This window comes from Rhodococcus kronopolitis (genome assembly GCF_042654025.1).
Taxonomy (GTDB): domain Bacteria; phylum Actinomycetota; class Actinomycetes; order Mycobacteriales; family Mycobacteriaceae; genus Rhodococcus_G; species Rhodococcus_G kronopolitis.
Genome location: NZ_JBHSFO010000005.1, coordinates 1 through 25,148 on the forward strand (window position 1 = coordinate 1; position 25,148 = coordinate 25,148).

The 25,148-nt window shown below is 71.0% G+C and carries 24 protein-coding genes and 1 pseudogene; 7 read left to right on the forward strand and 18 right to left on the reverse strand.

The genetic code is table 11. From position 1 onward, the window contains the following. Together ACFO6S_RS11260 and ACFO6S_RS11265 are read left to right on the forward strand one after the other, a co-directional pair. Positions 1 to 162: pseudogene (locus ACFO6S_RS11260) on the forward strand (ATP-binding protein); the annotation flags it as partial. A 355-nt stretch (positions 163 to 517) separates the two neighbouring features. Further along, positions 518 to 1,015 (forward strand): ArsI/CadI family heavy metal resistance metalloenzyme, encoded by a 498-nt coding sequence (locus ACFO6S_RS11265; RefSeq protein WP_378416959.1) that lies wholly within the window; start codon positions 518 to 520, stop codon positions 1,013 to 1,015. Positions 1,016 to 1,089: 74 nt separating this feature from the next. Here the strand turns inward: ACFO6S_RS11265 and ACFO6S_RS11270 are convergent, their stop codons facing one another. From ACFO6S_RS11270 to tkt, 14 genes are all read right to left on the reverse strand, one after another. Next, a complete protein-coding gene (locus tag ACFO6S_RS11270; RefSeq protein ID WP_378416960.1) occupies positions 1,090 to 1,500 on the reverse strand; it encodes an arsenate reductase ArsC in 411 nt (136 codons plus the stop codon). Between the two features lie 27 nt (positions 1,501 to 1,527). Then, positions 1,528 to 2,562, reverse strand: a complete 1,035-nt coding sequence (gene arsB / locus ACFO6S_RS11275) for an ACR3 family arsenite efflux transporter (protein WP_378417660.1) — start codon at positions 2,560 to 2,562, stop codon at positions 1,528 to 1,530. A 35-nt stretch (positions 2,563 to 2,597) separates the two neighbouring features. Beyond that, the gene (locus ACFO6S_RS11280; protein ID WP_378416961.1) at positions 2,598 to 2,984 is read right to left on the reverse strand and encodes an ArsR/SmtB family transcription factor; all 387 of its coding nucleotides are present in this window, start codon (positions 2,982 to 2,984) and stop codon (positions 2,598 to 2,600) included. Between the two features lie 53 nt (positions 2,985 to 3,037). After that, the gene (locus tag ACFO6S_RS11285; RefSeq protein ID WP_378416963.1) at positions 3,038 to 3,553 is read right to left on the reverse strand and encodes a hypothetical protein; all 516 of its coding nucleotides are present in this window, start codon (positions 3,551 to 3,553) and stop codon (positions 3,038 to 3,040) included. Positions 3,554 to 3,664: 111 nt separating this feature from the next. Beyond that, complete coding sequence (locus tag ACFO6S_RS11290; RefSeq protein WP_378417661.1) at positions 3,665 to 4,963, reverse strand: RNA polymerase sigma factor; 1,299 nt, start codon at positions 4,961 to 4,963, stop codon at positions 3,665 to 3,667. A gap of 5 nt (positions 4,964 to 4,968) precedes the next feature. Further along, positions 4,969 to 5,310, reverse strand: a complete 342-nt coding sequence (locus tag ACFO6S_RS11295; RefSeq protein WP_378416964.1) for a YciI family protein — start codon at positions 5,308 to 5,310, stop codon at positions 4,969 to 4,971. Between the two features lie 139 nt (positions 5,311 to 5,449). After that, the gene (locus ACFO6S_RS11300; protein ID WP_378416967.1) at positions 5,450 to 6,073 is read right to left on the reverse strand and encodes an acyl-CoA-like ligand-binding transcription factor; all 624 of its coding nucleotides are present in this window, start codon (positions 6,071 to 6,073) and stop codon (positions 5,450 to 5,452) included. Beyond that, a complete protein-coding gene (locus ACFO6S_RS11305; protein ID WP_378416969.1) occupies positions 6,057 to 7,655 on the reverse strand; it encodes an MFS transporter in 1,599 nt (532 codons plus the stop codon). Before ACFO6S_RS11305 ends, ACFO6S_RS11300 begins: the two co-directional genes overlap by 17 nt. Positions 7,656 to 7,899: 244 nt before the next feature. Next, complete coding sequence (locus ACFO6S_RS11310) at positions 7,900 to 9,348, reverse strand: glycosyltransferase 87 family protein (protein ID WP_378416970.1); 1,449 nt, start codon at positions 9,346 to 9,348, stop codon at positions 7,900 to 7,902. 143 nt (positions 9,349 to 9,491) lie between these two features. Further along, positions 9,492 to 10,238, reverse strand: coding sequence for a 6-phosphogluconolactonase (pgl, locus tag ACFO6S_RS11315; RefSeq protein WP_378416971.1), 747 nt, complete (start codon positions 10,236 to 10,238; stop codon positions 9,492 to 9,494). Positions 10,239 to 10,247: 9 nt separating this feature from the next. After that, the gene (gene opcA, locus ACFO6S_RS11320) at positions 10,248 to 11,156 is read right to left on the reverse strand and encodes a glucose-6-phosphate dehydrogenase assembly protein OpcA (protein WP_378416972.1); all 909 of its coding nucleotides are present in this window, start codon (positions 11,154 to 11,156) and stop codon (positions 10,248 to 10,250) included. Further along, the gene (zwf, locus tag ACFO6S_RS11325; protein WP_378416973.1) at positions 11,153 to 12,697 is read right to left on the reverse strand and encodes a glucose-6-phosphate dehydrogenase; all 1,545 of its coding nucleotides are present in this window, start codon (positions 12,695 to 12,697) and stop codon (positions 11,153 to 11,155) included. The genes opcA and zwf overlap by 4 nt, the downstream gene beginning before the upstream one ends. Positions 12,698 to 12,700: 3 nt before the next feature. Continuing rightward, positions 12,701 to 13,822, reverse strand: a complete 1,122-nt coding sequence (gene tal / locus ACFO6S_RS11330) for a transaldolase (protein WP_378416975.1) — start codon at positions 13,820 to 13,822, stop codon at positions 12,701 to 12,703. Positions 13,823 to 13,824: 2 nt separating this feature from the next. Beyond that, complete coding sequence (gene tkt / locus ACFO6S_RS11335; protein ID WP_378416977.1) at positions 13,825 to 15,927, reverse strand: transketolase; 2,103 nt, start codon at positions 15,925 to 15,927, stop codon at positions 13,825 to 13,827. Between the two features lie 252 nt (positions 15,928 to 16,179). On the opposite strand from tkt, the gene ACFO6S_RS11340 reads away from it, so the two are divergent. The 4 genes from ACFO6S_RS11340 to ACFO6S_RS11355 all read left to right on the forward strand — a co-directional run bounded on the left by ACFO6S_RS11340 (position 16,180) and on the right by ACFO6S_RS11355 (position 20,260). Further along, positions 16,180 to 17,163, forward strand: coding sequence for a heme o synthase (locus tag ACFO6S_RS11340; RefSeq protein WP_378416979.1), 984 nt, complete (start codon positions 16,180 to 16,182; stop codon positions 17,161 to 17,163). Between the two features lie 228 nt (positions 17,164 to 17,391). Next, entirely contained in the window at positions 17,392 to 18,468 is a 1,077-nt protein-coding gene (locus ACFO6S_RS11345) for a phosphotransferase family protein (RefSeq protein ID WP_378416981.1), read from the forward strand. After that, complete coding sequence (locus ACFO6S_RS11350; RefSeq protein WP_378416983.1) at positions 18,465 to 19,550, forward strand: TIGR03857 family LLM class F420-dependent oxidoreductase; 1,086 nt, start codon at positions 18,465 to 18,467, stop codon at positions 19,548 to 19,550. Before ACFO6S_RS11345 ends, ACFO6S_RS11350 begins: the two co-directional genes overlap by 4 nt. A gap of 26 nt (positions 19,551 to 19,576) precedes the next feature. After that, positions 19,577 to 20,260 (forward strand): TetR/AcrR family transcriptional regulator, encoded by a 684-nt coding sequence (locus tag ACFO6S_RS11355; protein ID WP_378416985.1) that lies wholly within the window; start codon positions 19,577 to 19,579, stop codon positions 20,258 to 20,260. A 19-nt stretch (positions 20,261 to 20,279) separates the two neighbouring features. On the opposite strand, the gene ACFO6S_RS11360 is transcribed toward ACFO6S_RS11355, so the two are convergent. After that, a complete protein-coding gene (locus ACFO6S_RS11360; protein ID WP_378416987.1) occupies positions 20,280 to 21,245 on the reverse strand; it encodes a quinone oxidoreductase family protein in 966 nt (321 codons plus the stop codon). A gap of 34 nt (positions 21,246 to 21,279) precedes the next feature. On the opposite strand from ACFO6S_RS11360, the gene ACFO6S_RS11365 reads away from it, so the two are divergent. Then, positions 21,280 to 21,645 (forward strand): hypothetical protein, encoded by a 366-nt coding sequence (locus ACFO6S_RS11365; protein ID WP_378416989.1) that lies wholly within the window; start codon positions 21,280 to 21,282, stop codon positions 21,643 to 21,645. Positions 21,646 to 21,803: 158 nt separating this feature from the next. Here the strand turns inward: ACFO6S_RS11365 and ACFO6S_RS11370 are convergent, their stop codons facing one another. The 3 genes from ACFO6S_RS11370 to ACFO6S_RS11380 are packed head-to-tail and all read right to left on the reverse strand — an operon-like array spanning position 21,804 to position 25,136. Next, entirely contained in the window at positions 21,804 to 22,766 is a 963-nt protein-coding gene (locus ACFO6S_RS11370) for a COX15/CtaA family protein (protein WP_378416991.1), read from the reverse strand. Between the two features lie 47 nt (positions 22,767 to 22,813). Next, a complete protein-coding gene (locus ACFO6S_RS11375; RefSeq protein WP_378416992.1) occupies positions 22,814 to 24,283 on the reverse strand; it encodes a hypothetical protein in 1,470 nt (489 codons plus the stop codon). Positions 24,284 to 24,341: 58 nt separating this feature from the next. After that, positions 24,342 to 25,136, reverse strand: a complete 795-nt coding sequence (locus ACFO6S_RS11380) for an ABC transporter permease (RefSeq protein ID WP_378416994.1) — start codon at positions 25,134 to 25,136, stop codon at positions 24,342 to 24,344. Positions 25,137 to 25,148: the final 12 nt, after the last annotated feature.

The window sequence follows — 25,148 nt, forward strand, 5'->3', positions numbered from 1 at the left end:
GACGCGCCGCGGTATGCGACGGAGGACATTCGTCAGGCGCTGGCGTTGTCTCCGGACGTGCCGATCGTCGCCATTGACGCCCGGGATCGGGAGTCGGCGAAGGCCGGCCTGGTCGCGGTGGCTGAGTACGCCCTCTCCCGGGTCGGCGCGCAGCTCCGCTGACACTCACCCCGGCTACCTACTCGGCTGGTACCGCATCGCGCCACGGCCCCGAGCAGCTCCAGCCGGCCCACGGGCCAGATCTCCGCTCACGAGTTCCGCGTTCCAGCCGACCTGCAGGTGCTCGTCCGCCGGTACTGCGCGATGGTCGCAGCACCTGTCCGACGTGGCGTTTCAGGGGTGCCGGAGGGGTCCCATCTCGCCGGGGTATCGCCATGGGGCACGGGAGACCGCATCCGGGCGCCTTCGCCACGGCGGCCGGAGCATCGAATCCACCTCAGTTTATTGACTTATGTCGAATAGGTGACATGCTGGGAACGTACCTAATTCGACATATGTCACATGCATGGAGGCTGTCATGTCACGCGCCCAGCTCGCACTCAACGTCGACGACCTGGAAGCGGCGGTCGTGTTCTACTCGAAGCTGTTCGGGACCGAGCCGGCCAAGCGTAAGCCCGGCTACGCGAACTTCGCGATCGCGGAGCCGCCGCTGAAGCTGGTGCTGCTCGAGAACCCCGGCCAGGGCGGCACGATCAACCACCTCGGCGTCGAGGTCGAGTCGTCGGAGAAGGTGCACGAGGAGATCGCGCGGCTGTCCGGCGAGGGACTGTTCACCGACGAGGAGATCGGCACCACCTGTTGCTTCGCCACCCAGGACAAGGTGTGGGTCACCGGTCCGGCGGGGGAGAAGTGGGAGATCTACACGGTGCTCGCCGACTCGGAGACCTTCGGGTCGAGTCCCCGGCACCTCGATCTGGTGGCCGCCGAGGAGACCGGCGTCTGCTGCGGGACGGCGTCGGAGACCGCCCCGGCGCCCGAGGAGTCGCAGCCGACGTCCGGGACGTCCTGCTGCTGACGTCGAACATCGGCGAGTGACTGTCGGCCGACCGAAAGGGTCGGCCGACAGTCGTCTTCCGGGGAGTTGTCGGGTCAGGCGGTGGCCGGGACGAGTTCGGCGATGAGCGCCTCGACCCGGCCGCGGATCTCGTCACGGATCGGCCGGACGGCGTCGACGCCCTTCCCTGCGGGGTCCTCGAGCGCCCAGTCCCGGTAGTCGACGCCCGGGAAGACGGGGCACGCGTCGCCGCAGCCCATGGTGATGACCACCGTGGAGGACTCGACGGCGTCGGGGGTGAGGATCTTCGGTGACTGCGCGGCGATGTCGATGCCGACCTCGGCCATCGCCTCGACTGCGGCGGAGTTGATCGTCTCCGCGGGCGCGCTGCCGGCGGAGCGGACCTCGATCGAATCTCCGGCGAGGTGGGCGAGGAACCCGGCGGCCATCTGGGAGCGGCCGGCGTTGTGGACGCAGACGAACAACACGCTCGGTGTCGTGGACATGGACGGTCCTTTCGGGGAGAAGGTCGGTCAGGCGGGTGCTGGTGTGCTGGTGAAGCGCTTGCGCAGTGCGAGTGAGACGTAGATCAGCCCAACCAGGACGGGGACCTCGATCAGCGGGCCGACCACCCCGGCGAGGGCCTGGCCGGATGAGGCGCCGTAGGTGGCGATGGCGACGGCGATGGCGAGCTCGAAGTTGTTGCCCGCCGCGGTGAACGCGAGGGTGGTGGTGCGTTCGTAGCCGAGCCCGATCGCGGCGCCGAGGGCGTAGCCGCCGCCCCACATGAGCGCGAAGTAGGCGAGCAACGGGATCGCGATCCGCACCACGTCCCAGGGCCGTGTGGTGATCTGCTCTCCCTGCAGGGCGAAGAGGATCACGATGGTGAACAGCAGCCCGTACAGCGCCCACGGCCCGATCTTCGGCAGGAAGCGTTCCTCGTACCACTGCCGGCCCTTGGCTCTCTCGCCGTAGCGACGGGTCAGGAACCCGGCGAGCAGGGGGATGCCGAGGAAGATCAGCACCGACTTCGCGATCTGCCACGGCGAGGTGTCGATGGTGGTCTGCTCGAGGCCGAGCCAACCGGGCAGGACCGAGAGGTAGAACCAGCCGAGGACGGCGAACATGATCACCTGGAAGACCGAGTTGATCGCGACCAGGACGGCGGCGGCTTCCCGGTCGCCGCAGGCCAGGTCGTTCCAGATGATCACCATGGCGATGCAGCGGGCCAGGCCGACGATGATCAGTCCGGTCCGGTACTCGGGCAGATCGGGCAGGAAGATCCAGGCGAGGGCGAACATCAGCGCCGGGCCGAGGACCCAGTTCAGTGCAAGGGAGCTGATCAGGAGCTTGCGGTCGCCTGTGACGGTGTCGAGGCGGTCGTAGCGGACCTTGGCCAGGACCGGGTACATCATGATCAACAGCCCGAGCGCGATCGGGAGCGAGATGCCGTCGATCTCCACGGCGCCCAGGGCGTCGCCGAGTCCGGGGATCGCCCGGCCGAGGAGAAGCCCGGCGACCATGGCGACGCCGATCCACACCGCCAGGTAGCGGTCCAGGGTGGACATCTTGCCGGCCACCGTCGACTTGCTGGTCGTCGTGCTCACGCGAGAACCTCCGCGCACGCTGCGGACGCGGGGGCGGACTCGCTCTCGGTGAGCAGTACCGCCGAGAGCTGTTGCAGCGCCGACGGGATCACCCAGTAGTAGACCCAGGTGCCACGGCGCTCGCAGTCCAGCAGTCCGGCCTCCCGCAGCACCTTGAGGTGATGGGAGATGGTCGGCTGCGACAGGTCGAACGACTCGGAGATGTCGCACACGCACGCCTCGCCGCCGGCGTGGCTGGCGACCAGGCTCAGTAGCCGCAGCCGCACCGGGTCGCCGAGTGCCTTGAACATTCCGGCGAGATCGACGGCCCGGGTCCCGGTCAGTGGTTCCCGCGTCAGGGGTGAGCAGCACGGGTCGTCGACTGACCGTCCTTGATTCGACATCTGTCAATATTGACATCCGTCGAATCAGAGGGCAAGTGCGGCGTCCCCCGGGTCTAGGGAACCTGTAGGACCGCGAGGCCCTGGCTGACGGGACGATGATCGGGGGTCCGAGCGTCGGCGGTCGCGGCGACGACGCCGCTGCCGGTGTCCACCGTGGCCGGGATGTACGCGCACCAGTCCTGCGGCGTGCTGCGGCTGTAGTCGATCGGGACGCGTCGGATTTCCGTGGTGCCGGTCGCGCCGGTCGTCAGGTTTCGCCAGTTCACGGTCGCGCCGATGCAGTCGAACGGTGCGATCTGGTAGTTGGTCGGCCGAGCCAGCCGAAACGTCACCTCGCCGGGCGTACCCGTGGTCGCCGTCGGGGTCAGGGACACCAGCGGCGGCAGGTAACACCGGAACCCGACACCGCAACCCGAGAGGAACGTGACCGGGACCTGGAACGCCGTGGCCGACGCCGCCGGGCCGGGTGGCGGGCCGGCCGCGGCGGTCGAGCCGAGAAACGGCGTCACAGCGGCTGCGGACGCAATGGTTCCGGCGACGAAGAGGCGGTCAATCGAGGTACGGCGCATGGCGTGCCCTCCAATGTGGGATCCGCCCCGACCCTGTTGTAGTGCCAGCGTAGGCGCCGAGAGAACCGGATGCGTTCGGGTTGCTGCGCATTCCGAATGCAGGTGGCTGGTTCACTGCGGCGGCGGGCCGTCCGGACCCGTCGCCTCCACCTCGTCGAGCCGGCGCCGCAGGTGTGCCCGCTCCGGCGCGGTGCGCACCAACTCGAGTGCCCGGCGGTAGGCCGCCGCGGCCTCCGCGAACCGGCCGAGCCGGCGCAGCAGGTCCGCGCGGGCGGCCGGGTACGGGTGGTGCTCGCGCAGTCGCGGTTCGTCGGCCAGGTCGTCGAGCAGGGTCAGACCGGCCTGCGGGCCGTCGCGCATCGCCACCGCCACCGCCCGGTTCAGTGCGACCACCGGGGACGGCGTCAGCGTGAGCAGTACGTCGTAGAGCGCCACCACCTGCGGCCAGTCCGTGCCGGCGACGCCGGTGGCCTCGTCGTGCAGCGCGGCGATCGCGGCCTGCACCCCGTACGGGCCCGGCGGGCCGCCGGTCAACGCGACGAGCACCAGGGCGGTGCCCTCGTCGATCATCGCGCGGTCCCAGCGACCCCGGTCCTGGTCGTCGAGCAGCACCAGTTCGCCGGCGGGGTCGGTCCGGGCATCGCGCCGGGCGTGGACGAGCAGCAGCAACGCGAGCAGCCCGGCGACCTCCCGCTCGTCCGGCAGCAGCCGACGCAGGATCCGCGCCAGCCGGATCGCCTCCTCGGCCAGGTCGAGCCGCTGCAGGTCCGGCCCCGCACTGGCCGCGTAGCCCTCGGTGAAGACCGAGTAGACGACCTGCAGGACGCCGGGCATCCGCCCGGGCAGCTCAATCGCGCCGGGCACCCGGAACGGGATGCGGGCATCGCGGATCTTCTTCTTGGCCCGGACGATCCGTTGCGCCATCGTCGCGGTCGGCACCAGGAACGCCCGTGCGACCTCCGGTGTGGTCAGACCCGCAAGGCAGCGCAGGGTCAGGGCGACGCGGTCGTCGGGCGCGAGTGCGGGATGCGCACAGGTGAAGAACAACTGCAGCCGCTCGTCGGGGAGGTCGTGGTCCACACCCGACCCCGCCGCCGGGGCGGGGTCGGCGCGGTCGAGTTCCACCTGCAACACCGCGAGCCGGGCCGCGTAGGTCTGGTCGCGACGCAACCGGTCGACGGCCTTGCGTCGTGCGACGGTCAGCAGCCACGCGCCGGGCCTGGTGGGCACGCCCTGGACGGGCCAGTGCACCAGCGCCGCCTCGACGGCCTCGGAGGTGACCTCCTCGGCCAGGTCGAGGTCGCCGTACCGGTGGACGAGGGCCGCGAGGAGCCGTCCGCGTTCCTCGCGGAAGACCGACTCCACCGCCGCGTCCACCGGCCCGTCGGATCTGGCGCCGGGCCCGTCCATCGAGGTCACACCCCGAAGTCGGCGATCGGTCGCACCACCACGGATCCGCCGCCGCGCGCGCCGGGGCAGCGGGCCGCCCAGTCCAGCGCGACGTCGAGGTTCGGCACGTCGATGACGTAGAAGCCGCCGAGTACCTCACGGGTCTCCGCGAACGGGCCGTCGGTGACGGTCCGGGTGCCGTCCGCGTCGACCCGTACCGCGGTCGCGGTGGTCAGGTCGGCCAGCGACTCGCCGCTGACGAAGATGCCGGCGTCCTGCACCTGCTTGTCGTAGACGAGCCAGTCCTCGACGGTGCACTGGTCGCCTGCGTCGGCCGATTCGGCGTTGATCAGCATCATGTACTTCATTTCGGACTCCTCGTGTGGTGGGTCTTCTCGCGCGGCGCGGTTGCCGTACAGCATGACGACGAACGGGCCACGGACGTATCGACACGCCTCGGGGAGAAATTCTCCGGCCGCCGGACACCCACCGCTGGGTCACGTGATTTCAGAGGTCGAATCCGGCCTCGAGGTGGGCCAGCGACCTGTCGAAGAGGTCGAGCAGGTCCGTGGACGGGTCGTCGGTGAGGGCGTAGGCGACCGCCATCATGGCGCCCACCACGGCCCCGGCGAGGGTGCGCACGGCGAGGTCGTCGGTGGTGCGCCCGGTGCGCTCGGCGACCGCCTCGGTCAGCAGGTGCATGGCGTCCGCAAACTGGTCCAGCATGGCCGCCCGCAGGTCGGGTACCGAGAAGACCAGGTGCATGCGCTCGCGCATCGCGAACACCTCCGGTTCCGACAGTCGCGCGAAGGCGGTCCGGAACGAGACCCGCAGGGCCTGGATCGACGTGAGTTCCGGCGGCTGAGCGTGGAAGGCCTCGACGATCAGGGGGTCGAGGTCGTCCGAGAGCACCACGTCGGCCTTGGTGGGGAAGTACCGGAAGAAGGTGCTCTCGGAGACCTCGGCCTCGTCGATGATCTGCTGCACGGTCGTGGCGTCGTAGCCCTGCTCCTGGAACAGTCGGAGGGCGTGCGCCGTGATGGTGGCCCGGGTCCGTGCCTTCTTCCGCTCCCGCAGCCCGACGGTTGCGGGTGTACCGGGTTTCGTCTGCAGGTCAACGGGTTTCGACATGCCGACTCTCCTGTTCCGGTTCGCTGGGCACCGCCGTCCGGGGGAGGAAGAGGACGGTGAGCACCAGGCCGACCACCGCGATGCCCGCCGACACCAGCATCGAGCTGTCCATGCCGTGCACGAACGCCGCCCGCACCGAGTCGAGCAGGGCCGTGGAACCGGTCTCGTGCGCCACCGCCACGCCGCCGAAGACGCTCTGGCGCGCGGCCGTCGCGGCCGGTTCCGGCAATCCGGTCAGGTCGAGACGGGACAGGTAGCCCGCGGTGAGCACGCTCCCGAGGACCGCCGTCCCGAACGGCCCGCCCACCTTGTTCACTGCCTGCAGCACCGCCGAGCCGACGCCGCTGCGTTCCGGCGACAGCTCGGCGAGCGCGGCGGCGGAGGCGGTGGCCATGGCCAGGCCCAGCCCCATCCCGACCACCGCCATCCAGGCCGCCACGAACGCGTCGCTCGACGACACGCCCGTCCTCGATCCGAGCAGAAATCCCGCTGCGAGCAGGGCAAATCCGGTCGCGACGGTGACCTTCGCGCCCAGCAGGGCGGCGACCCGGTCGGCGGGCAGGGCGCCGACCACCAGGCCACCGATCAGCGGCAGCAGGCGTACACCCGAGCCCATCGCGTCGGTGCCGAGCACGCCCTGGAAGTACTGCGGCATGGTGAACAGTCCGCCGATCATCGCCAGCACCGCGACCGCGGCCAGCACCACACCCCAGGTGAACGACGCGGACTGGAACAGCGTCAGGTCGAGCAGCGGCTGCCCGCCCGGGCGCCGGGTCAGGCGACGTTCCCAGCCGACGAACCCGACGAGGATCGCGACGCCTGCGACCTGCGCGAGCAGCGCTCGGGTGTCGGTCCACCCGTGCTGGCCGGCCGTGATCAGGCCGTACGTCACGGCCACCAGCCCGGCGGACGACGCGGCGACCCCGACCGGGTCCAGGCCCGGAGCCTGGGCCGCCCGGGACTCCGGCACCAGGGTGGCGACGGCCACGCAGCCGATCACGACTACCGGCACGTTGAGCAGGAACACCCAACCCCACCAGTGGTGGGTGAGCAGCCAGCCACCGAGGATCGGCCCGAGCGGGAGCGCGAGGAAGTTTGCGGCCGCCCACACGCCCACCGCCTTTGGGCGCTCGGCCGGGTCGAACAGCACGGTGAGCGCCGAGATCGCCATCACGATCACCCCGGCGCCGGCCAGCCCCAGCAGCACCCGGGAAGCGAGGAACTGCGGCACCGTCGTCGAGTACGCGGAGGCGACCGAGCCCGCCCCGAACAGTGCCAGGGAGCTGAGCAGCACCTTCTTGTGGCCGTACCGGTCGCCGAGCAGGCCGGCGGGCAACATCGAGGCGGCGAGGACCAGGAAGTAGGCCGACGAGAACCACTGCAGGTCCGATTCCGAGGCGTGCAGGGCGCCGGCGAGGGTCGGTATCGCAACCGAGAGCACCGTGCCGTCCAGGCCGACCGCCAGCACCGCGAGACTTACCGCGCCGAGCGCCCACCAGCGCCGAGGGCCGAGGCCACCGCCGTCCGGGCCGGTGACGTCCGGGGCCGTGATGTCCCCTCTTGTCATGTCCCTGTCAGTCATGACTGTCTCCTTCAACTGAAGGTAACTGTCTTTATCAGGGTAGACCTCGAATCAGGCGAGGAGAAGGGCCTCCCTCAGGCGGAACCGGTGCCGATTCGGCCACGTCAAACTTTGGTAGAGAGCACGATTCGCCCACGGAGGGGAGTCCCGCGATGACCGGGTGCACGGCGGCGCAGGGGTGGCGTCAGGGGATCGGCCGGACGGGCGCGCGAGGACGCCCGCGCGGCGGCGGCTGTCGGTGCGCTCAGGTGACGCGGGACGGCGGTCGCCCGAACTGGTTCCCGTCGCCGGTCGTCGCGGAGGACGAGCGGGCCGACGACGTGGCGCCGGAGTGAGACGAGGACATGCCGACTGCCTGGTGGGCGGGTTCGGAGACTCTCGATGCGGGCCAGACGAGCCGGGCGTCGGGTTCCCCCGCACCGCCGGCGAGTGCCGGTCCCGGCGTGCGGTCGTGAGGTGACCGGACGACGGCAGCGCCGACCAGGATGACCGCGTAGGCCACCAGGTACAGGTTCACCAGCACGTCCCAGGGCACCCGGTCGGCCGGGAACAGGTACAACCCGACGACCACCCGGTCGTCGGGGAACCGGTGGGACCACGACCCGACGGCGCCGAAGAGCGCGAGCACACCCAGCCACCACCACCCGTTCGTCAGGGCCCGGTGCACGAGCCAGACGAGCAGCGGCACGAACCACACCCAGTGGTGGCTCCACGAGAACGGCGAGACGACGGCGGCGGTGAAGCCGGCGAGGGTGACCGCGAGCAGGGCCTCGCCGCGGCGGTGCAGCCGGACCACCACCCACATGCTCACGGCGACCACGAGCGCCGCGAGCAGCAGCCACAGCCACGTCGGTGCGGGCTCGCCGAGGATCCGGGCGAGGGCGCCGCGCAGCGACTGGTTCGCGGCGTGCGCATCGTCGGCGATGCGGGTGGAGTCGAAGAATGTCGCGGTCCAGTACTGCCGCGAGTCGGTCGGGAGCGCCACCCAGCTCACCGCGACGGTCGCGAGGACGGTGACGGCGGAGACCGCGGCCGCGCGCCACTGCCGCAGCGCGAGGTAGTAGAGGACGAAGTACGCCGGCGTCAGCTTGATGCCCGCCGCGATGCCGACGCCGACGCCCCGCAGCCGGCTCTCCGCGCCGCGCGAGGTGTCCCACAGCACCAGCAGCATCAGCACCAGGTTGACCTGGCCGAAGTACAGCGTGGTGCGCACCGGTTCGAGGAACACGGACGCGACCGCGAGCAAGGCCGACAGGCCGACGACGCGGCCGGTGACGCGGTAGCCGAGCATCCGCCAGCACAGCGCGACGATGCCCGCCAGCAGGACGAGGTTGAACCCCATCCAGAGGTACTTGTCGATTCCGTGTGGCAACAGCTCGACCGGGACGAACGTCAACGTCGAGAATGGCGTGTACGTGTACAGCAGGCCGTGGATCACCGGTTCGGTGTAGAGCGGCAGGCCCGCCATGGCGCGGCGGGCGCCGTCCCGGTAGACGTCCAGGTCCACGCCGCCCGTCAGCAGTCCGGTGTGTGGCATCCGCGGGTCCACGGTGACGAACAGCAGCACCGTCGCGGCGACCGCGAGGAGGGCGATCGCGGCGGCCGCCGACCATCGGGTGGGGAATTGCCGGTCGACGGGGGAGCCGGGAGCGCAGGCATCCGATCCACGCAGATCTCTGGTGCCGCCGCGCATGCCGAAAAGTCCCTCCCCGGACCTCGCCTCAGCCCTGCTGCAAAGACGGTGTTAACCCAAAGTAACGATCTCGCGGGGGGAGGGGAAATCAGACGTCGCAGGCGGCGTGTCGGGGGAGCAGGCGCGATCGCGCGCGGCGGCGGCTAGCGGGTGGGCAGGTCGGCCGCGGCGGCCCGGTCGAGCATCCACACGGTGGACTCGGACCCCAGCGCGCCCGCGGCGGGGATGTCGGCTGGCTTCGCCCCGGCGACCGCGGCGGCCACCGCCTCGGCCTTGTCCGCGCCCGCGACCAGCAGCCACACCCGGCGGGCCCGGCGGATCGCAGGCAGCGTCAGGGTGACCCGCACGGCAGGCGGCTTGGGGGAGTCGGTGACCGCGACGACGTGGCGGACCTTCTCCCGGACGGCGTCGGTGTCGGGGAACAGCGAGTTGACGTGCCCCTCGCCGCCCATGCCCAGCAGGTGCACGTCGAACTCGGGGGTCGGTCCGCCGTTCGCGTGCGCGGCGAGCACGTGCTCGTACGCCACCGCGGCGGCGTCCGGGTCGCCCGCGTACTGGCCGTCACCGTACGGCATCGGGTGCAGCCGGGCAGGCGGCACCGGCACGTGGTCGAGCAGGGCCTCGTGCGCCTGCACCTCGTTGCGGTCCGGGTCACCGGCGGGCAGGAACCGCTCGTCGCCCCAGAACACCTCGACGGCCGACCAGTCGATCGCACCCGGGTTCGCGCGGACCTTGCGCAGCAGACCGATGCCGTTGCCGCCGCCGGTCAGCACGATCGACGCGGTCCCGCGCTCGGCCTGTGCGGCCACGATCACCTCGACCAGCTGCTCGGCGGCAGCCGTGGTCAGAGCCTCGGCATCGTCGTACGTCTGAACAGCGATGTCAGTCATGGGCACCCGTCACTCGTAGATGACCTTGGCCAGTCCGGCCAGGGCGGCGTGGTAGATCTCGTCGGGGTCGAGCCGGCGCAGGTCCTCGGCCAGGCAGTCCCGCGTCTCCCGGCGGGCCAGCGAGACGAGCGAGTCCGGGGCGCCGGTGCGGCTCAGCGTCGCGGTCGTGCCGGTCTGCGGCCTGCTGATCTTCACGGAACTGTTCACCCGCTGCAGCTCCACCTCCAGCGGACCGGACAGCCGCCGGACCGGGATGTCGATCCGGCTGGCGAGCCAGCCGGCGATCAGGTCGATGGCGGGTTCGGCGGCCAGCCCGGAGACCGTGGCCGAGACCAGTGGCTCGTAGGGAGGCTGGTCCAGCGCCGCGGTGAGCAGGGCCCGCCACGAGGTGATCCGGCTCCAGGCCAGGTCGGTGTCGCCGTCCGTGTAGCCCGCCAGTCGTGCCTTGATGGTCGCCTCCGGGTCCGGGGCGCCGGTGGCGTCGGTGATCCGACGGATCGCCAGCTGTCCCAACGGATCCGCCGCGGGGATCGCGGGCGCCTTGTCCGGCCACCAGGCCACCACCGGGGTGTCCGGCAGCAGGAACGGCGTCACCACGCTGGACTCGTGGTCGGCGAGTTCGCCGTAGAGGCGCAGCACCACCACCTCGGAGGCGCCGGCGTCACCGCCAACCCGGATCTGCGCGTCCAGTCGGGACTCGGCGTTGCGGTCGCCGCGGGTAACCACGATGACCCGGCACGGGTGCTCGCGACTGGCCTCGTTGGCCGCCTCGATGACGGACTCGGAGTGCTCGCTGTCGTCGACGCTGACCACCAGCGTCAGCACCCGGCCGAGGGTGACGGCGCCGCCGGTCTCGCGCAGCTCCACCAGCTTCTTGTTGACCGCACCGGTGGTGGTTGCGGGAATGTCCAGGATCACGGTCGCCTCCATTCGCGTCCGGTGCGCCGCATCATCTCCTGTGCGGACTGCGGGCCCCAGGTGCCCGCCTCGTACGGTTCGGGGCGGCCGCCGGCGGCCCAGTGCTCGAGTACCGGGTCGAGGATCTTCCAGGACAACTCGACCTCGGCGTTGACCGGGAACAGCGACGGCTCGCCGAGCAGCATGTCGAGGATGAGCCGTTCGTAGGCCTCGGGCGAGGATTCGGTGAAGGCCTGGCCGTAGCTGAAGTCCATGTTGACGTCGCGGACCTCCATCGACGGCCCGGGCACCTTGGAGCCGAACCGCATGGTGACTCCCTCGTCGGGCTGCACCCGGATCACCAGGGCGTTCTGGCCGAGTTCCTCGGTCATGGTGGCGTCGAACGGCAGGTGCGGCGCGCGCTTGAACACCACCGCGATCTCGGTGACCCGGCGGCCCAGGCGTTTTCCGGTGCGGAGGTAGAACGGCACGCCCGCCCAGCGGCGGGTGTCCACCTCGAGGGTGATCGCCGCGTAGGTCTCGGTGGTGGAGTCCTTGGAGAAGCCCTCCTCGTCGAGCAGGCCGACCACCTGCCGGCCGCCCTGCCAGCCGGCCGCGTACTGCCCGCGGGCCGTCGTCTCGTCCAGCGGCTCGGCGAGCCGGGTCGCGGAGAGCACCTTGATCTTCTCGGCCTGCAGCTCGGACGGCTCGAAGCTGACCGGCTCCTCCATCGCGGTGAAGGCCAGCAACTGGAGCAGGTGGTTCTGGATGACGTCGCGGGCGGCGCCGATCCCGTCGTAGTAGCCGGCCCGGCCGCCCAGGCCGATGTCCTCGGCCATGGTGATCTGCACGTGGTCCACGTAGTGCGCGTTCCAGATCGGGTCGAACAGCTGGTTGGCGAAGCGCAGCGCCAGGATGTTCTGGACCGTCTCCTTGCCGAGGTAGTGGTCGATGCGGAACACCGAGTCCTCGGGGAAGACGGTGTTGACCACCGCGTTGAGTTCCTTCGCGCTCTCCAGGTCGTGACCGAACGGCTTCTCGATCACCACCCGCCGCCACTGGTCGTCGGTCTGCGTCGCCAGCCCGGAGCGGGAGAGCTGCTCGAGCACGGTGGGGAAGGCGGCAGGCGGGATGGCCAGGTAGAACGCGTGGTTCCCGCCGGTGCCGCGTTCCTTGTCGAGCGCGGCCAGGGTGGAGGTCAGCTCGTCGAAGGCCGCCGGGTCGTCGAAGGACCCCTGGACGAAGCGCAGTCCCTCGGCGAGCCGATCCCACACGTGCTCGGAGAACGGCGTGCGCGCGTGCTCCTTGACGGCGTCGTGCACGATCTTGCTGAAGTCCTCGTCCGCCCAGTCACGTCGGGCGAAACCCACCAGCGCGAAGCCCGGCGGCAGCAGGCCACGGTTGGCCAGGTCGTAGACCGCTGGCATCAGTTTCTTGCGCGCCAGGTCGCCGGTGACCCCGAAGATCACCAGCGAGCACGGGCCCGCGATGCGGGGCAGTCGCTTGTCCCTCTCGTCGCGTAGCGGATTGACCCACTGCGCGGCGGCGCCCGTGCTCGCCATCGATCAGCTCTTGCCGGCTGCGGCGGTGAGCTGCGTGGAGATCGCCTCCAGCAGCTCGTTCCAGGAGGCCTCGAACTTCTCGACGCCCTCGGACTCGAGCTTGTCGAACACCGCGGGCAGGTCGATGCCCACGGCGGTCAACGCGTCGAAGACCTGCTGGGACGCCGCGGCGGTGCCGGTGATGGTGTCGCCGGTGACGGTGCCGTGGTCGGCGACCGCGTCCATCGTCTTCTCCGGCATGGTGTTCACCGTGTTCGGCGCGACCAGCTCGGTGACGTACAGGGTGTCCGGGTACGCCGGGTCCTTGACCCCGGTCGACGCCCACAGCGGACGCTGCACCCGGGCGCCGAGCAGCGCCAGGTCGGTGAAGCGGTTCTCGGACTCGAAGACCTCCTGGTAGGCCGCGTAGGCCAGCCGGGCGTTCGCGAGACCGGCCTGCCCACGCAGCGCGACCGCGGCGTCGGAGCCGAGGGCACCCAGGCGGGCGTCGATCTCCGAGTCCACGCGGGAGACGAAGAACGAGGCGACCGAGTGGATGTTCGACAGGTCGTGCCCGGCGGCGCGTGCCGCTTCGAGCCCGGCCAGGTAGGCGTCCATCACGGCCCGGTGCCGCGCGACCGAGAAGATCAGCGTCACGTTGACGCTGATGCCCTCGGCGATGACCCGGGTGATCGCAGGCAGGCCCGCGAGGGTCGCCGGGATCTTGATCAGCAGGTTCGGGCGGTCGACGATCTTCCACAGCTCGACGGCCTGCGCGACGGTGCCCTCGGTGTCGTGGGCGAGCCGCGGGTCCACCTCGATGGAGACGCGGCCGTCGACGCCGCCGCTGGCGGTGTACTGCGGGGCCAGCAGGTCGCAGGCGTTGCGGACGTCGTCGGTGGTCAGCGCGCGGACCGTGTCGTCGACGCCGGCGCCGCGTCCGGCCAGCTCGTGCAGCTGCGCCTGGTACTCCGGGCCCTTGAGGGCGGCCTGGAAGATCGACGGGTTGGTGGTGACGCCGACGACGGACTTCTCCGCCACCAGCTCCGCCAGGTTGCCGGTCTCGAGCCGGGCCCGCGACAGGTCGTCGAGCCAGACGGAGACGCCGGCCGCCGACAGCGCGGCCAGGTTTGCGTTCTGGGTCATGGTCATGCCTCCACTCGGGCGATGCTGCGGCGGGCCGCGGCGGTCACGTTCTCGGCGGTGAAGCCGAACTCACGGAACAGGGTCTTGTGGTCTGCCGAGGCGCCGAAGTGCTCGATGGAGACGGCCTCGCCTGCGTCGCCGAGGATGCGCCACCACGGCATCGCGATGCCGGCCTCGACGCTGACGCGGGCGCGGACCGCGGGCGGCAGCACCTCGTCGCGGTAGGCCTGGTCCTGCTGCTCGAACCAGTCGAGGCAGGGGACCGAGACCACCCGGGCGCCGATGCCCTCGGCCTCGAGCGCCTCGCGGGCCTCGACTGCCAGGTAGAGCTCGGAGCCCGACGCCAGCAGGATCACCTGCGGGGTGCCGGTGGACGCCTCGGCCAGCACGTAGGCGCCGCGGGCGACGCCGTCGACGGCCTTCTCCTTGGTGCCCTCGAGCACCGGGACGTCCTGGCGGGTCAGCGCGAGCGCGGTCGGGCCGGTCTTGTTCTCCAGCGCGGTCTTCCACGCGTGCGCGGTCTCGTTCGCGTCACCCGGACGGATCACGGCGAGGTTCGGGATTGCGCGCAGCGCGGCGAGGTGCTCGATCGGCTGGTGCGTCGGGCCGTCCTCGCCGAGGCCGATGGAGTCGTGCGTCCAGACGTAGATCGCCGGGGTCTGCATCAGCGCGGCGAGCCGGACGGCCGGCCGCATGTAGTCGCTGAACACCATGAAGGTGCCGCCGTACGGGCGGGTCGGCCCGTGCAGCACGATGCCGTTGAGGATCGAGCCCATCGCGTGCTCGCGGATGCCGAAGTGCAGGGTGCGGCCGTACGGCTGCGCGGTCCAGTCCTTCGTCGAGATCGACGCCGGGCCGAACGAGTCCGAGCCGTCGATGGTGGTGTTGTTGCTGCCGGCCAGGTCGGCGGAGCCGCCCCACAGCTCGGGCAGGATCGGGCCGAGCGCGTTGAGCACCTTGCCCGACGCCTTGCGGGTGGCCGCGCCCTTGGCGTCCGGCTCCCAGGTGGGCAGGTTGTCGGTCCAGCCGGCCGGGAACTCGCCTGCCTCCAGGCGGTCGAACAGGGCCTTGCGCTCGGGATCGCGGGCGGCCCAGGCGTCGAACCCGCCCTGCCACTGCGCGTGCGCGGCGGCGCCGCGGGCGACGACCTCGCGGGCGTGGGCCAGGACGGCCGGGTCCACGTCGAAGCTCTTGGCCGGGTCGAAGCCGAGCGCCGTCTTCACGGCGGCGACCTCGTCCGCGCCGAGCGCCGCGCCGTGCACGTCGCCGGTGTTCATCTTGGTCGGCGCCGGGTACCCGATGATGGTGCGCAGCACGATGATCGACGGCTTGTCGGTGACGGCCTTCGCGGCGGCGACGGCGTCGAGCATCGCGGAGACGTTCTCGCCGCCCTCGACGCGCTGCACGTGCCAGCCGTAGGACTCGTAGCGCTTGGCGACGTCCTCGCCGAAGGCGATGGCGGTGTCGTGCTCGATGGAGATCTCGTTGTCGTCGTAGAAGACGACCAGGTTGCCGAGCTGCTGCACGCCTGCGAGCGAGGAGGCCTCGGAGGTGACGCCCTCCTGCAGGTCGCCGTCGGAGGCGATCACGTAGATGAAGTGGTCGAACGGGCTGGTGCCTGCGGGCGCGTCCGGGTCGAACAGGCCGCGCTCGCGGCGGGCCGCCATCGCCATGCCGACCGCGGAGGACAGGCCCTGGCCGAGCGGGCCGGTGGTCATCTCGACGCCGACGGTGTGACCGAACTCGGGGTGGCCCGGGGTCAGCGAACCCCAGGTGCGCAGCGCCTCCAGGTCGGCGAGCTCGAGGCCGTAGCCCGAGAGGAACAGCTGGGTGTACAGCGTGAGGCTGCTGTGCCCGCAGGACAGCACGAAGCGGTCGCGGCCGACCCACGTGGCGTCGGACGGGTCGTGGCGCAGCACGCGCTGGAACAGGGTGTACGCCAGGGGGGCCAGGCTCATCGCGGTGCCGGGGTGGCCGTTGCCCACCTTCTGCACTGCGTCGGCGGCGAGCACCCGGGCGGTGTCGACGGCCTTGGTGTCTTGTTCCGTCCAGTCCGAGGGGTGAACCGGCTGGGTGAGGACGCGGATCTCGTCTGTGATCGACACGAGCAGAAGTCTCCTGAAAATAGAGGAAATGGCGACGCGCTGAGACCCAGCGTAGTTCCCCGAAACGGGTACGCAGGCTCCGCCACATACAGTAGTGGTCGGGCGAGCGCAGGTCGATTTGGAAACACCCTTCGGTGACCTGCGGTTCGGTGCCTGCCCGGTGGCCGTCTACCATCGTTCGTAGTAGTGGCTGGGTCCGCGCCGAAAGTGGCGTGTCTGGAACCCGCCGTCGAATGCGTGTCGCAAGGAGAAATGGTGCGGATAGTGGAGCGTGGCGGACACGGTCTCGCTGGTGGCTCCGCCGCCGGCCCAGAAGCGGGCTCCGACAGCCTGTGGGGCAAGGTCACCGGCAAGTTCCTCGCCTACCTGGCGCTGACGAAGCCCCGCGTGATCGAGCTGCTCCTGGTGGCGACGATCCCGGCGATGCTGTTGGCCGACCGTGGTGTCGTCGACTTCCCGCTGATCCTGAGCACGCTGTTCGGCGGCTGGCTCGGCGCAGCGAGCGCCAACACCCTCAACTGCGTCGTCGACGCGGACATCGACAAGGTGATGAAGCGGACCGCGCGTCGCCCGCTGGCCCGGATGGCGGTGCCGACGTCGCACGCGCTGATCTTCGGTCTGCTCCTCGGCGCCGCGTCGTTCGCCTGGCTGTGGGTCATGACGTACCCGCTGGCCGCGGTGCTGATCGTGCTGACCATCGCGTTCTACGTCCTCGTCTACACGATGATCCTCAAGCGCCGTACCTGGCAGAACGTCATCTGGGGCGGCGCCGCCGGCTGCATGCCGGTGATGGTCGGCTGGGCCGCGGTCACCGGCTCGATCAGCTGGGAGCCGATCGTGCTCTTCATGGTGATCTTCTTCTGGACGCCGCCGCACACCTGGGCGCTGGGCATGCGTTACAAGGAGGACTACAAGGCGGCCGGCGTGCCGATGCTCCCGGTCATCGCGAGCGAGGAACGCGTCACCAAGCAGATCCTGATCTACACGTGGCTGACGGTGCTGACCACGCTGGTCCTGGTGCCCGCCGCCGGCGTCGTGTACGCCGCGGTCGCGGTGGTGGCCGGTGCCTGGTTCCTGCTGGTCGCGCACCAGCTGTACTCCGGGGTGCGTCGCGGCCAGCCGATCCAGCCGCTCAAGCTGTTCCTGCAGTCGAACAACTACCTGGCCGTGGTCTGCTGCGGTCTGGCGATCGACTCGGTGTTCGTCAACGACACTATCGGGTCGTTCTTCAGCTGACCCGTCGCACGTAGCAGGGCCCGCCCCGGTCGCACCACGCGACCGCGGCGGGCCCTTCGTGGTTTCCGGGCCGTTCGCGACGCCCCAGTTCTTTGAGAGGGTTCGTTGACAATCGCATGGGCGTACCCGAGTATCTGCGTAGAAATGTTGCGCAGAACACACTCGGGAGCAGATGTGACGAACGCCAAGCCGCCGGACGACATACGGATTCAGCGAACCAGCCGGGACATGACCGTTGTACCGGCCGCCCTGGCCGGATGGCTCGCCACCAAACTCCCCGCAGGCGCGGAGCCCGTCGTCACCCTGCACTCCGGGATCGACGCCAACGGGATGTCCTCCGAGACCCTGGTGTTCGACGTGTCCTGGCGGGAGGGCGGCGAGCAGCGCACCGCCGAGTACATCGCCCGGGTGGTGCCCGCGGCCGAGGACTTCCCGGTTCTCGAGAGCTACGCCCTGCAGGCCCAGTACGACACGATGCGGATCATCGGCGAGTTGAGCGACGTCCCGGTGCCGCGCGTGGGTTTCATGGAGCCGTCGGGGGAGGTGCTGGGGATGCCGTTCTTCCTCATGGACCGTCTCGCCGGCGTCGTCCCGCCCGACATGATGCCGTACAACTTCGGTGGCAACTGGCTCTTCGACGCCGCACCGGAGGACCGGCGGCGCCTGCAGGAGAGCACGGTGACGGCCCTCGCGGAGCTGCATTCGATCCCGGCCGAGGCCTTCGCGTTCCTCGACCCGGAGCTGCCCGGCGCCACCGCGCTGGAGCGCAACCTGGCCCGCACCCGCGGCTGGTACGAGTTCGCCGTCCGGGACCTCGAACGGTCACCGCTGATCGACCGCGCGCTGGGGTGGCTCGAGGCCAACCTTCCGGACACCACCGAGTCGGTGCTGGTCTGGGGCGACGCCCGTCTCGGCAACGTGATGTACGACGACTTCGAGCCGGTCGGAGTTCTCGACTGGGAGATGGCGAGCATCGGTCCGCGCGAGCTCGACCTGTCCTGGCTGATCTTCGCCCACCGGGTCTTCGAGTCCATGGCGACCGGATTCGACCTTCCCGGTATGCCGGAGTTCATGCGCGAGGAGGACGTGGTGGCCCGGTACGCCGAGGCCACCGGAGCGGAGATCGGCGACCTGACCTGGTACCACGTCCACAGTGCGGTCAACTGGGCCATCCTGTTCATGCGGACCGGAGCGCGCTCCATCCACTTCGGGGAGGTCGAACGCCCCGACGACATCGAGACGCTGATGTTCCACCGATCGCTGTTCGAGAGCCTGCTCGACGGCCTGGGCGCGGTGACCCCGTGAGCGAGCAGCTGAACGAGCTCGGCTACTACGCGGTGACCCGGCACCCGGCCGACGCGAGGGTGCTCTTCTCGGAGGCCAGCACGGCGGAGGAGCTCGGGCTGGGGTCGTGCCACGTCGGCGAGCGATTCACCGTGAAGGACGCCGCGGTCCTGTCCGGCGCGCTGGCGGGCTGCACGTCCACCCTGGGCATCGGCCCGTCGACCAACCCGCACACCCGGCACCCGACCGTCACGGCGACCGTGGGATCGACGATGCACGCGCTGACCGAGGGGCGCTTCTCGATGGCGTTCGGCCGGGGAATGGGGGCCTACTGGCAGGCCGTCGGGCTGCCGGTGGTGACCGAGGCGCGGCTGCGCGACTACTTCGGCATCCTGCGGCGGCTGTGGGACGGCGAGATGATTCTCGATCATGACGGGCCTGCCGGGAAGTGGCCGATGCTGCGGCACGCGAACGGGCTGGCGGACGCGCCGCCGCTCGGCCTGGTGGCCGTCGGTCCCAAGACGATGGAGCTGGCCGGGGAGATCGGCGACTTCGTCGTGCTGCACACGTTCTTCTCCGACGAGGCGACGGTCGCGTCCGTCGAGGCGGTTCGCCGCGGTGCCGAGCGGGCGGGCAAGGACCCCGACAGCGTCCGCATCTGGGCCTGCCTGGCGACGGTCGGTGACAACCTGCCGGAGGAGGACCGCCTGCGCCGCCGGGCCGGCCGGCTGGTGACCTACCTGCAGGCCTACGCCGACGTGCTGATCGGCGCCAACGGCTGGGACCCCGCCGTGTGGGAACGGATCCGCCGGACCGAGCTCTACGCGAACGCGGCCGCCGCGGGCCCCATCGACGCCAGTGCCTCGGTCGAGACGCTGGAGCAGCTCGCCGCGATGATGCCCGACGAATGGCTGGGCTCGGCGGCCTCCGGGTCGCCGGAGGACTGCGCGAAGACCGTCGCCCGGCAGTACGACCTGGGCGTGCACTCGGTCATCATGCACGGCGCGACGCCCGCGGAGCTCGCGCCCGTCGTGGCTGCGTACCGCGCCGATCGACCGAGGCTGCGCAGGGCGGTCGCGGCGAATCCGGGAAGGTTTGCCTGACGGGGGTCCGGTAGGTTGTGCCCGACATGACGAGCCATTTCCCGCAGGCCGCCCGCGCCCTGGAGCAGTGGCGGGCGACGGTCCCGACGCCGGTCACGCTCTCCGCCGCCGGTACCCGGCTGAACAAGCGCGGCCTCGAGACCCGGGCTCGGCTGCTCGAGGTGGCCATCGCCTGCCTGGCCGACAGCGGCAGCGAGCCGGTCTCCGCGAACCGCGTCGCCAAGGAGGCCGGCGTCACCTGGGGCACGGTCCAGCACCAGTTCGGTGACCTGGACGGCCTGTGGGTCGCCGTCGTCACCGAGATCCACGCCCGCAGCTGGGTCGAGCTCCCGGGTCCGTGGCCGGCCCGGGACGGCTCGCTGCGCGAGCGGGTCGAGGGCGCCATCGACTCCGTGTGGACCTACCTCGACACGACCGAGGGGCGGGCGCTGACCGCCCTGCGCAGCTGGCTGCCCCCGCGCCCCTCGGACCTGGCGGCCGAGTACCCGAGGACGGCCGCCGCCCTCGCCGCCCGCGAGCACGACTGGATTCACGGCTTCGACTACCTGATGGACGGCCTCGACCTCGACCCGGCCAAGCTGCACCAGGTGCGGTGCCTGCTCCCGGCCGCGGTGCGCGGCCTCGGCAGCGAACGTCAGCTCGGCTTCACCTCGGAGCTCGACGTCGCCCGCCGGGCCCTGGCCGAGGTCCTCGTCGCCTTCCTGGCCTGATCGTCGTCGGGCGCAGTTCTCAGGGGATGAGCACGACCGACCCGGTGGTCTGGCGGCCCTGCAGGTCGCGGTGCGCGTCGGCCGCCCGGTCCAGCGGGTACTGCGCCCCGACCCGGACGGTGAGCGTGCCGTCGGCGATCGCGGCGAACACCTCGCCCGCCCGCCAGAGCAGCTCCTCCCGGGTGCGCGTGTAGTGCGCGAGCGTCGGCCGGGTCAGGAACAGCGAGCCCGCCGGGTTGAGTCGCTGCGGGTCGAACGGCGGCACCGGCCCGCTGGCCGCCCCGAACAGCGCCAGCGTCCCGCGGATGCGCAGGGACGCCAGGCTCGCCTCGAAGGTGCTGGCACCGACCCCGTCGTAGGCGGCGGCGACCCCCTCGCCGTCGGTCAGGGCGCGGACCCGCTCGGCGAGGTCGTCGCCGTAGCGCAGCACCTCGGCGGCGCCCGCCTCCCGGGACAGCAGCTCCTTGGCGTCCGACGACACGGTGGTGATGACGCGCACCCCACGCGCGGCGGCCAGCTGGGTCAGGATCAGGCCGACGCCGCCCGCGCCCGCGTGCACCAGGACCGTCTCGCCGGGCTGCGCCGGGTACACCGAGTTCAGCAGGTAGTGCGCCGTCATGCCCTGCAGCAGCGCGGACGCGGCCTGCGGGGCGGGCACGCCGTCCGGCACCGGCACGGCGGCCCCGGCCGAGACCACCACCTGCTCGGCGTAGCTGCCCGGCGCGGACGCCCACGCGACCCGGTCGCCGACCCGGAAGTCGCGGACCTCGCTGCCGACCCGGGTGACCACGCCGGAGCCCTCGGCCCCGGCGACGTACGGCAGTTCGACGGCGTAGGCGCCGGTCCGGAAGTAGGTGTCGATGAAGTTGACGCCGATCGCCTCGGCGGCCACGAGCAGGTCCTGCGGCCCGGGCTCCGGCGTCGGCACCTCGCCGATCTGCAGGACGTCGGGACCACCGAACTCGCTCACCGTGATTGCACGCATGACCCTATTTCTACCCTGCCGTATCGTGAGCCCCATGAGTGTCGACACCAAGGATTCCGGCGCGTCCACCCCGAGCGCCGCCGCGGCGCCCCACGCCGTCGCCGCGGTCAAGAAGTTCGTCGCAGAGCACGGCGGTTCGGCGACCGCGGTCATCCAGCCGGTCGGCTACGCCGGCGTGCGGATCACGCTGGTCGGCGCCGATGGCGTCCTCGGCGACCAGGTGGTCGCGGACCTGGCGACCGCCAACGCCACGGTGGCCGCGGTGGACAACGTGAGCACCTCCGGCTGGGTGCGCGAGCTCGTCAGTGCCGCCACCCCGCAGCAGGGCCACTGGCGCAAGATGGCGGGCTGGGTGGCCCACCAGACCCGCTTCCCGAAGGCCCGCAACGGACTCGGCTGAGTCCTCGTCACCGACGGACAGACAACAAGCGGGCGCCCCGGTCGTGTGACCGGGGCGCCCGCTTCTTGTCCTACGTCTTCTTGTCCTACGTTATCGCCGGTGCCGTCTCGGCGAGTGAACGGTCCGTTCATTCGATTACATCGAGTGAACGCTTCCGTTCATTCGATGGCGGGGGCGGGGGTGGGGGCGGGTTCGCGGATCCGGCCGGCCGCGTACAGCGCGGCGGTCGCGGCGACGCAGGCGCCTGCCAGCGCGACGTGCACGGTCACCAGGACGGCGGGCACGTGCGTCCAGAACTGGACCAGGCCGACGCACGCCTGCGCCACCACGAGCGCCACGACCACCTTCAGCCGCAGCGTGATCGCGGGCCGCGCCGCGACCGCGTACAGCGCGAACCCGAGGCCGACCAGCAGGGACAGGTACGCCACCAGCATTTCGGCGTGCAGGTGCACCAGGTTGGTGATGTCGAGGCTCAGCCGCTCCACCGTGCGCTCGGGGTTCTTGTCGCCGGCGTGCGGCCCGGCGCCGGTCACCATGGTGCCCGCGACCAGCGTCGCCGCCAGCGCGACGCCGGACAGCGCGGTCAGCCAGCGCAGCTGCTTCGGCAGCGGGTACACCTCGACGCCGTCGTCGGGCTGGTCGATCTTGTGGAACAGGATCACCGACAGCCACACCATCACCATCGACACCAGCAGGTGCACGGCGACGGTCCACCACAGCAGGCCGGTCAGGACGGTGATGCCGCCGATCACGGCCTGCAGCACCGTCGACGCCGGCATCAGCCAGGCGTAGACGAGCACCTCGCGGCGGCGGACAGCGCGGGTGACGGCGATGACCACCGCCGCGGACACGGCGACGACGGCGAACGTGAGCAGTCGGTTTCCGAACTCGACGGCCTGGTGGAACCACGGTGCGGCGGAGTCACCGGTCGGGACGAAGCTGCCAGGGTGGCACTGCGGCCACGTGGTGCAGCCCAGCCCCGACGCGGTGACCCGGACCACCGACCCGGTGACCGCGATCCCGCCCTGGGCCACGATCACCGCGAATGCGATCCACTTCTGCACCGCCAGCGAGGGCAGCGGCAGACGGTTGACCAGGCTCACAAACCCGCGATACAGCACGCCGTCGATGGTAGAGCCCGGTCAACTACAGCCTGTCGTTGGGGCTGTCAGCTGGCGGAACTGCCGCCGCCGCCCAGGCTTCCGAGGCTCCCGGAGCCGCCGCCTGCGCCGGCGCTCACCCGGACCATGCCGGTGACGGTGCCCTGGAGGTAGTCGCCCTCCGCGGTGATCAGCGCCGACATCTGCAGGGTGTCGTTCGCGGTGGTGCCGGGCATGGCGGTGGTGGAGAGCACCGCGCCGGTGGCCGGGTCGATCACCGTGAACTCGTAGCCGTCCAGCGGGCCGCCGGTGCCCTTGCGCTGCACCGTGTAGAGGTGGCCGTCGGCGGTCGACAGGTGCGGAACGGCGGAGCTGCGGATCGTGTTGTCCCACACCTCGTGGCAGCCGGCGCCGTCCGCGTCCACGTCGACGCGGGTCATCCCGCCGACGAAGGGCGCCGTGGCGGGCACCGCGGGTCCGGCGCCCTCGGGCACCGCCGGGTACGGGTAGCCGTAGGTGCCCGCGACGAACACGGAGTCGCCGACGCCGATCGGCGAGTTCTCGCTGCCCGGTCCGCCGGATTCGAGCACCGGCACCTTGCAGACCTCCTGGCCGGTGTCGGTCCGGTGCACGAGCAGGTTCACCCGGGTGTCGGCGCTGTCGACCATGGCCACGTATTCGTAGCCGGTGCTCGGGCCGAAGTAGGTGGGCGTCGACCCGGTGCCCCAGCTGAGCTGGCCGGGCTTGCGGGCGGACCCGCGGTCGTAGCCCTGACGCCAGTCGATCGTCGGCGTGCCGTCCGCGGCCAGACTCAGCTGGTAGAGCGCGTGGGTGGTGGCGACCGAGACGCCCGCGGGGGAGCTCGAGATGCTGTTCTGCACCTGCTCGCCCTCGGGCACCCGCACGGTCCGGGCGATGCCTGCCGCGTCGACCGAACCGATCACGCCGGCGCCGGTGGCAAACCAGACGTTGCCCTGCCAGTCCGGGACCAGGCCGGTGACCGCGTCCCCGTCCGGAACCGCGGCGGACAGGTCGACCGTCGAATCGACGGACAGGCTGTTGCCGGTGTGCGAGATCCGCTGCAGCTTGCGGTTCCCGTCGACGGCGACCAGGCGGTTCGCGTTGTCGAGGAAGGCGTAGACGCCGCCGAGCAGGCTGCCCTTGGCGAGCTCGAGCGTGGCGAGGGACTCGCCGGGTGCCGCCGGGTCGATCAGGTGGACGGTCGGGATCCGGCTGACGATCGGGGTGCACAGCGCGAGGACCAGGCCGTCCGCGGCCTGCAACAGCGTCGGGCATGCGGCGAGCTTGGTGTACCCGGTCGCGGAGACCTCGGTTCCGGGACCGGCCAGGCGCGTGGCGTCCGACGAACCGGCGTCGCCGTGCATGGTCGAGGTTCCGTCAGGTCCCAGGAACGGGTTCGGCGGCGCGAGCGGACCCCACGGTTGGGCCAGGGCGGTGCCCGAGCCGAGCACGAGGGAAAGGCTTAGGGCGGCAAGGGCGGACGCGGTCCGCAGGGGAGTTTTCGTCACGTTGTGCATGATGCCGTGGGCGGCCGGAATGTGAGGCGTTTCACCGGTTCCGTGTCACTACGTAATGTCAGGTGAACTTGAACAGCCGGGTCGCGAGCCACGCGGCGATCGAACCCCACAGCGCCAGCACCACGACGGCGAAGAGGTCGACCGAGCCGGACAGCGCGTGGTCGAGCGCCTCCGCGAGCGCACCGGACGGGACGATCCGGGCCGCGGTGTGCAGTGCGGCGGGGATCTCCTCGCCCGCGAACACCACGCTGCCGATGCCGGCCATCACGAACCACAGCACGTTGGCCAGCGCCAGCACGATCTCCGCCTTCAGCGTGCCACCGAGCAGCAGACCAAGCGCGGCGAAGGTCACGGTGCCGAGCGCGATGACGACGGCGCCGAGCAGCAGCCCGGTCAGCTCCGGCCGCCAGCCGAGGGCGAGCGCGATGGCGCCCAGCAGGACCGACTGCAACGCGACCACGATCGCCACCGCCGCGCTCTTGCCTGCGATGATGCCCCAGCGTGGGAGCGGGGTGGCGCCGAGTCGTTTCAGGGCGCCGTAGCGCCGGTCGAAGCCGACCGCGATGGCCTGCCCGGTGAAGGCCGTCGACATGATCGCGACCATCATCACGGCAGGCAGCACGGTGTCCACCCGCGGGTCGCCGAGGTCGCCGACCGGCAGGGTGCAGAGCCCGATCAGCAGCGTGACCGGGATGAACATGGTGAGCAGGAGTTGCTCGCCGTTGCGCAGCAGCAGCGTCAGCTCGAGGCGGGTCTGTGCGGCGAGCATCGACATCGGTGCGCTGGGCCGCGGGTCCGGGGTGAAGGTGCCGACCTCGAAGCGGTTCTCCGCGAGGCGTTCGGATCGGGTCATGCTCGTCCCATC

Bases quoted from the DNA above. Each gene is read 5' to 3' on its own strand.
- ACFO6S_RS11265 (WP_378416959.1), top strand. From the start codon at position 518: ATGTCACGCGCCCAGCTCGCACTCAACGTCGACGACCTGGAAGCGGCG.
- ACFO6S_RS11270 (WP_378416960.1), bottom strand. From the start codon at position 1,500: ATGTCCACGACACCGAGCGTGTTGTTCGTCTGCGTCCACAACGCCGGC.
- arsB (WP_378417660.1), bottom strand. From the start codon at position 2,562: ATGTCCACCCTGGACCGCTACCTGGCGGTGTGGATCGGCGTCGCCATG.
- ACFO6S_RS11280 (WP_378416961.1), bottom strand. From the start codon at position 2,984: ATGTCGAATCAAGGACGGTCAGTCGACGACCCGTGCTGCTCACCCCTG.
- ACFO6S_RS11285 (WP_378416963.1), bottom strand. From the start codon at position 3,553: ATGCGCCGTACCTCGATTGACCGCCTCTTCGTCGCCGGAACCATTGCG.
- ACFO6S_RS11290 (WP_378417661.1), bottom strand. From the start codon at position 4,963: ATGGACGGGCCCGGCGCCAGATCCGACGGGCCGGTGGACGCGGCGGTG.
- ACFO6S_RS11295 (WP_378416964.1), bottom strand. From the start codon at position 5,310: ATGAAGTACATGATGCTGATCAACGCCGAATCGGCCGACGCAGGCGAC.
- ACFO6S_RS11300 (WP_378416967.1), bottom strand. From the start codon at position 6,073: ATGTCGAAACCCGTTGACCTGCAGACGAAACCCGGTACACCCGCAACC.
- ACFO6S_RS11305 (WP_378416969.1), bottom strand. From the start codon at position 7,655: ATGACTGACAGGGACATGACAAGAGGGGACATCACGGCCCCGGACGTC.
- ACFO6S_RS11310 (WP_378416970.1), bottom strand. From the start codon at position 9,348: ATGCGCGGCGGCACCAGAGATCTGCGTGGATCGGATGCCTGCGCTCCC.
- pgl (WP_378416971.1), bottom strand. From the start codon at position 10,238: ATGACTGACATCGCTGTTCAGACGTACGACGATGCCGAGGCTCTGACC.
- zwf (WP_378416973.1), bottom strand. From the start codon at position 12,697: ATGGCGAGCACGGGCGCCGCCGCGCAGTGGGTCAATCCGCTACGCGAC.
- tal (WP_378416975.1), bottom strand. From the start codon at position 13,822: ATGACCCAGAACGCAAACCTGGCCGCGCTGTCGGCGGCCGGCGTCTCC.
- ACFO6S_RS11340 (WP_378416979.1), top strand. From the start codon at position 16,180: ATGGTGCGGATAGTGGAGCGTGGCGGACACGGTCTCGCTGGTGGCTCC.
- ACFO6S_RS11345 (WP_378416981.1), top strand. From the start codon at position 17,392: ATGACCGTTGTACCGGCCGCCCTGGCCGGATGGCTCGCCACCAAACTC.
- ACFO6S_RS11355 (WP_378416985.1), top strand. From the start codon at position 19,577: ATGACGAGCCATTTCCCGCAGGCCGCCCGCGCCCTGGAGCAGTGGCGG.
- ACFO6S_RS11360 (WP_378416987.1), bottom strand. From the start codon at position 21,245: ATGCGTGCAATCACGGTGAGCGAGTTCGGTGGTCCCGACGTCCTGCAG.
- ACFO6S_RS11365 (WP_378416989.1), top strand. From the start codon at position 21,280: ATGAGTGTCGACACCAAGGATTCCGGCGCGTCCACCCCGAGCGCCGCC.
- ACFO6S_RS11375 (WP_378416992.1), bottom strand. From the start codon at position 24,283: ATGCACAACGTGACGAAAACTCCCCTGCGGACCGCGTCCGCCCTTGCC.
- ACFO6S_RS11380 (WP_378416994.1), bottom strand. From the start codon at position 25,136: ATGACCCGATCCGAACGCCTCGCGGAGAACCGCTTCGAGGTCGGCACC.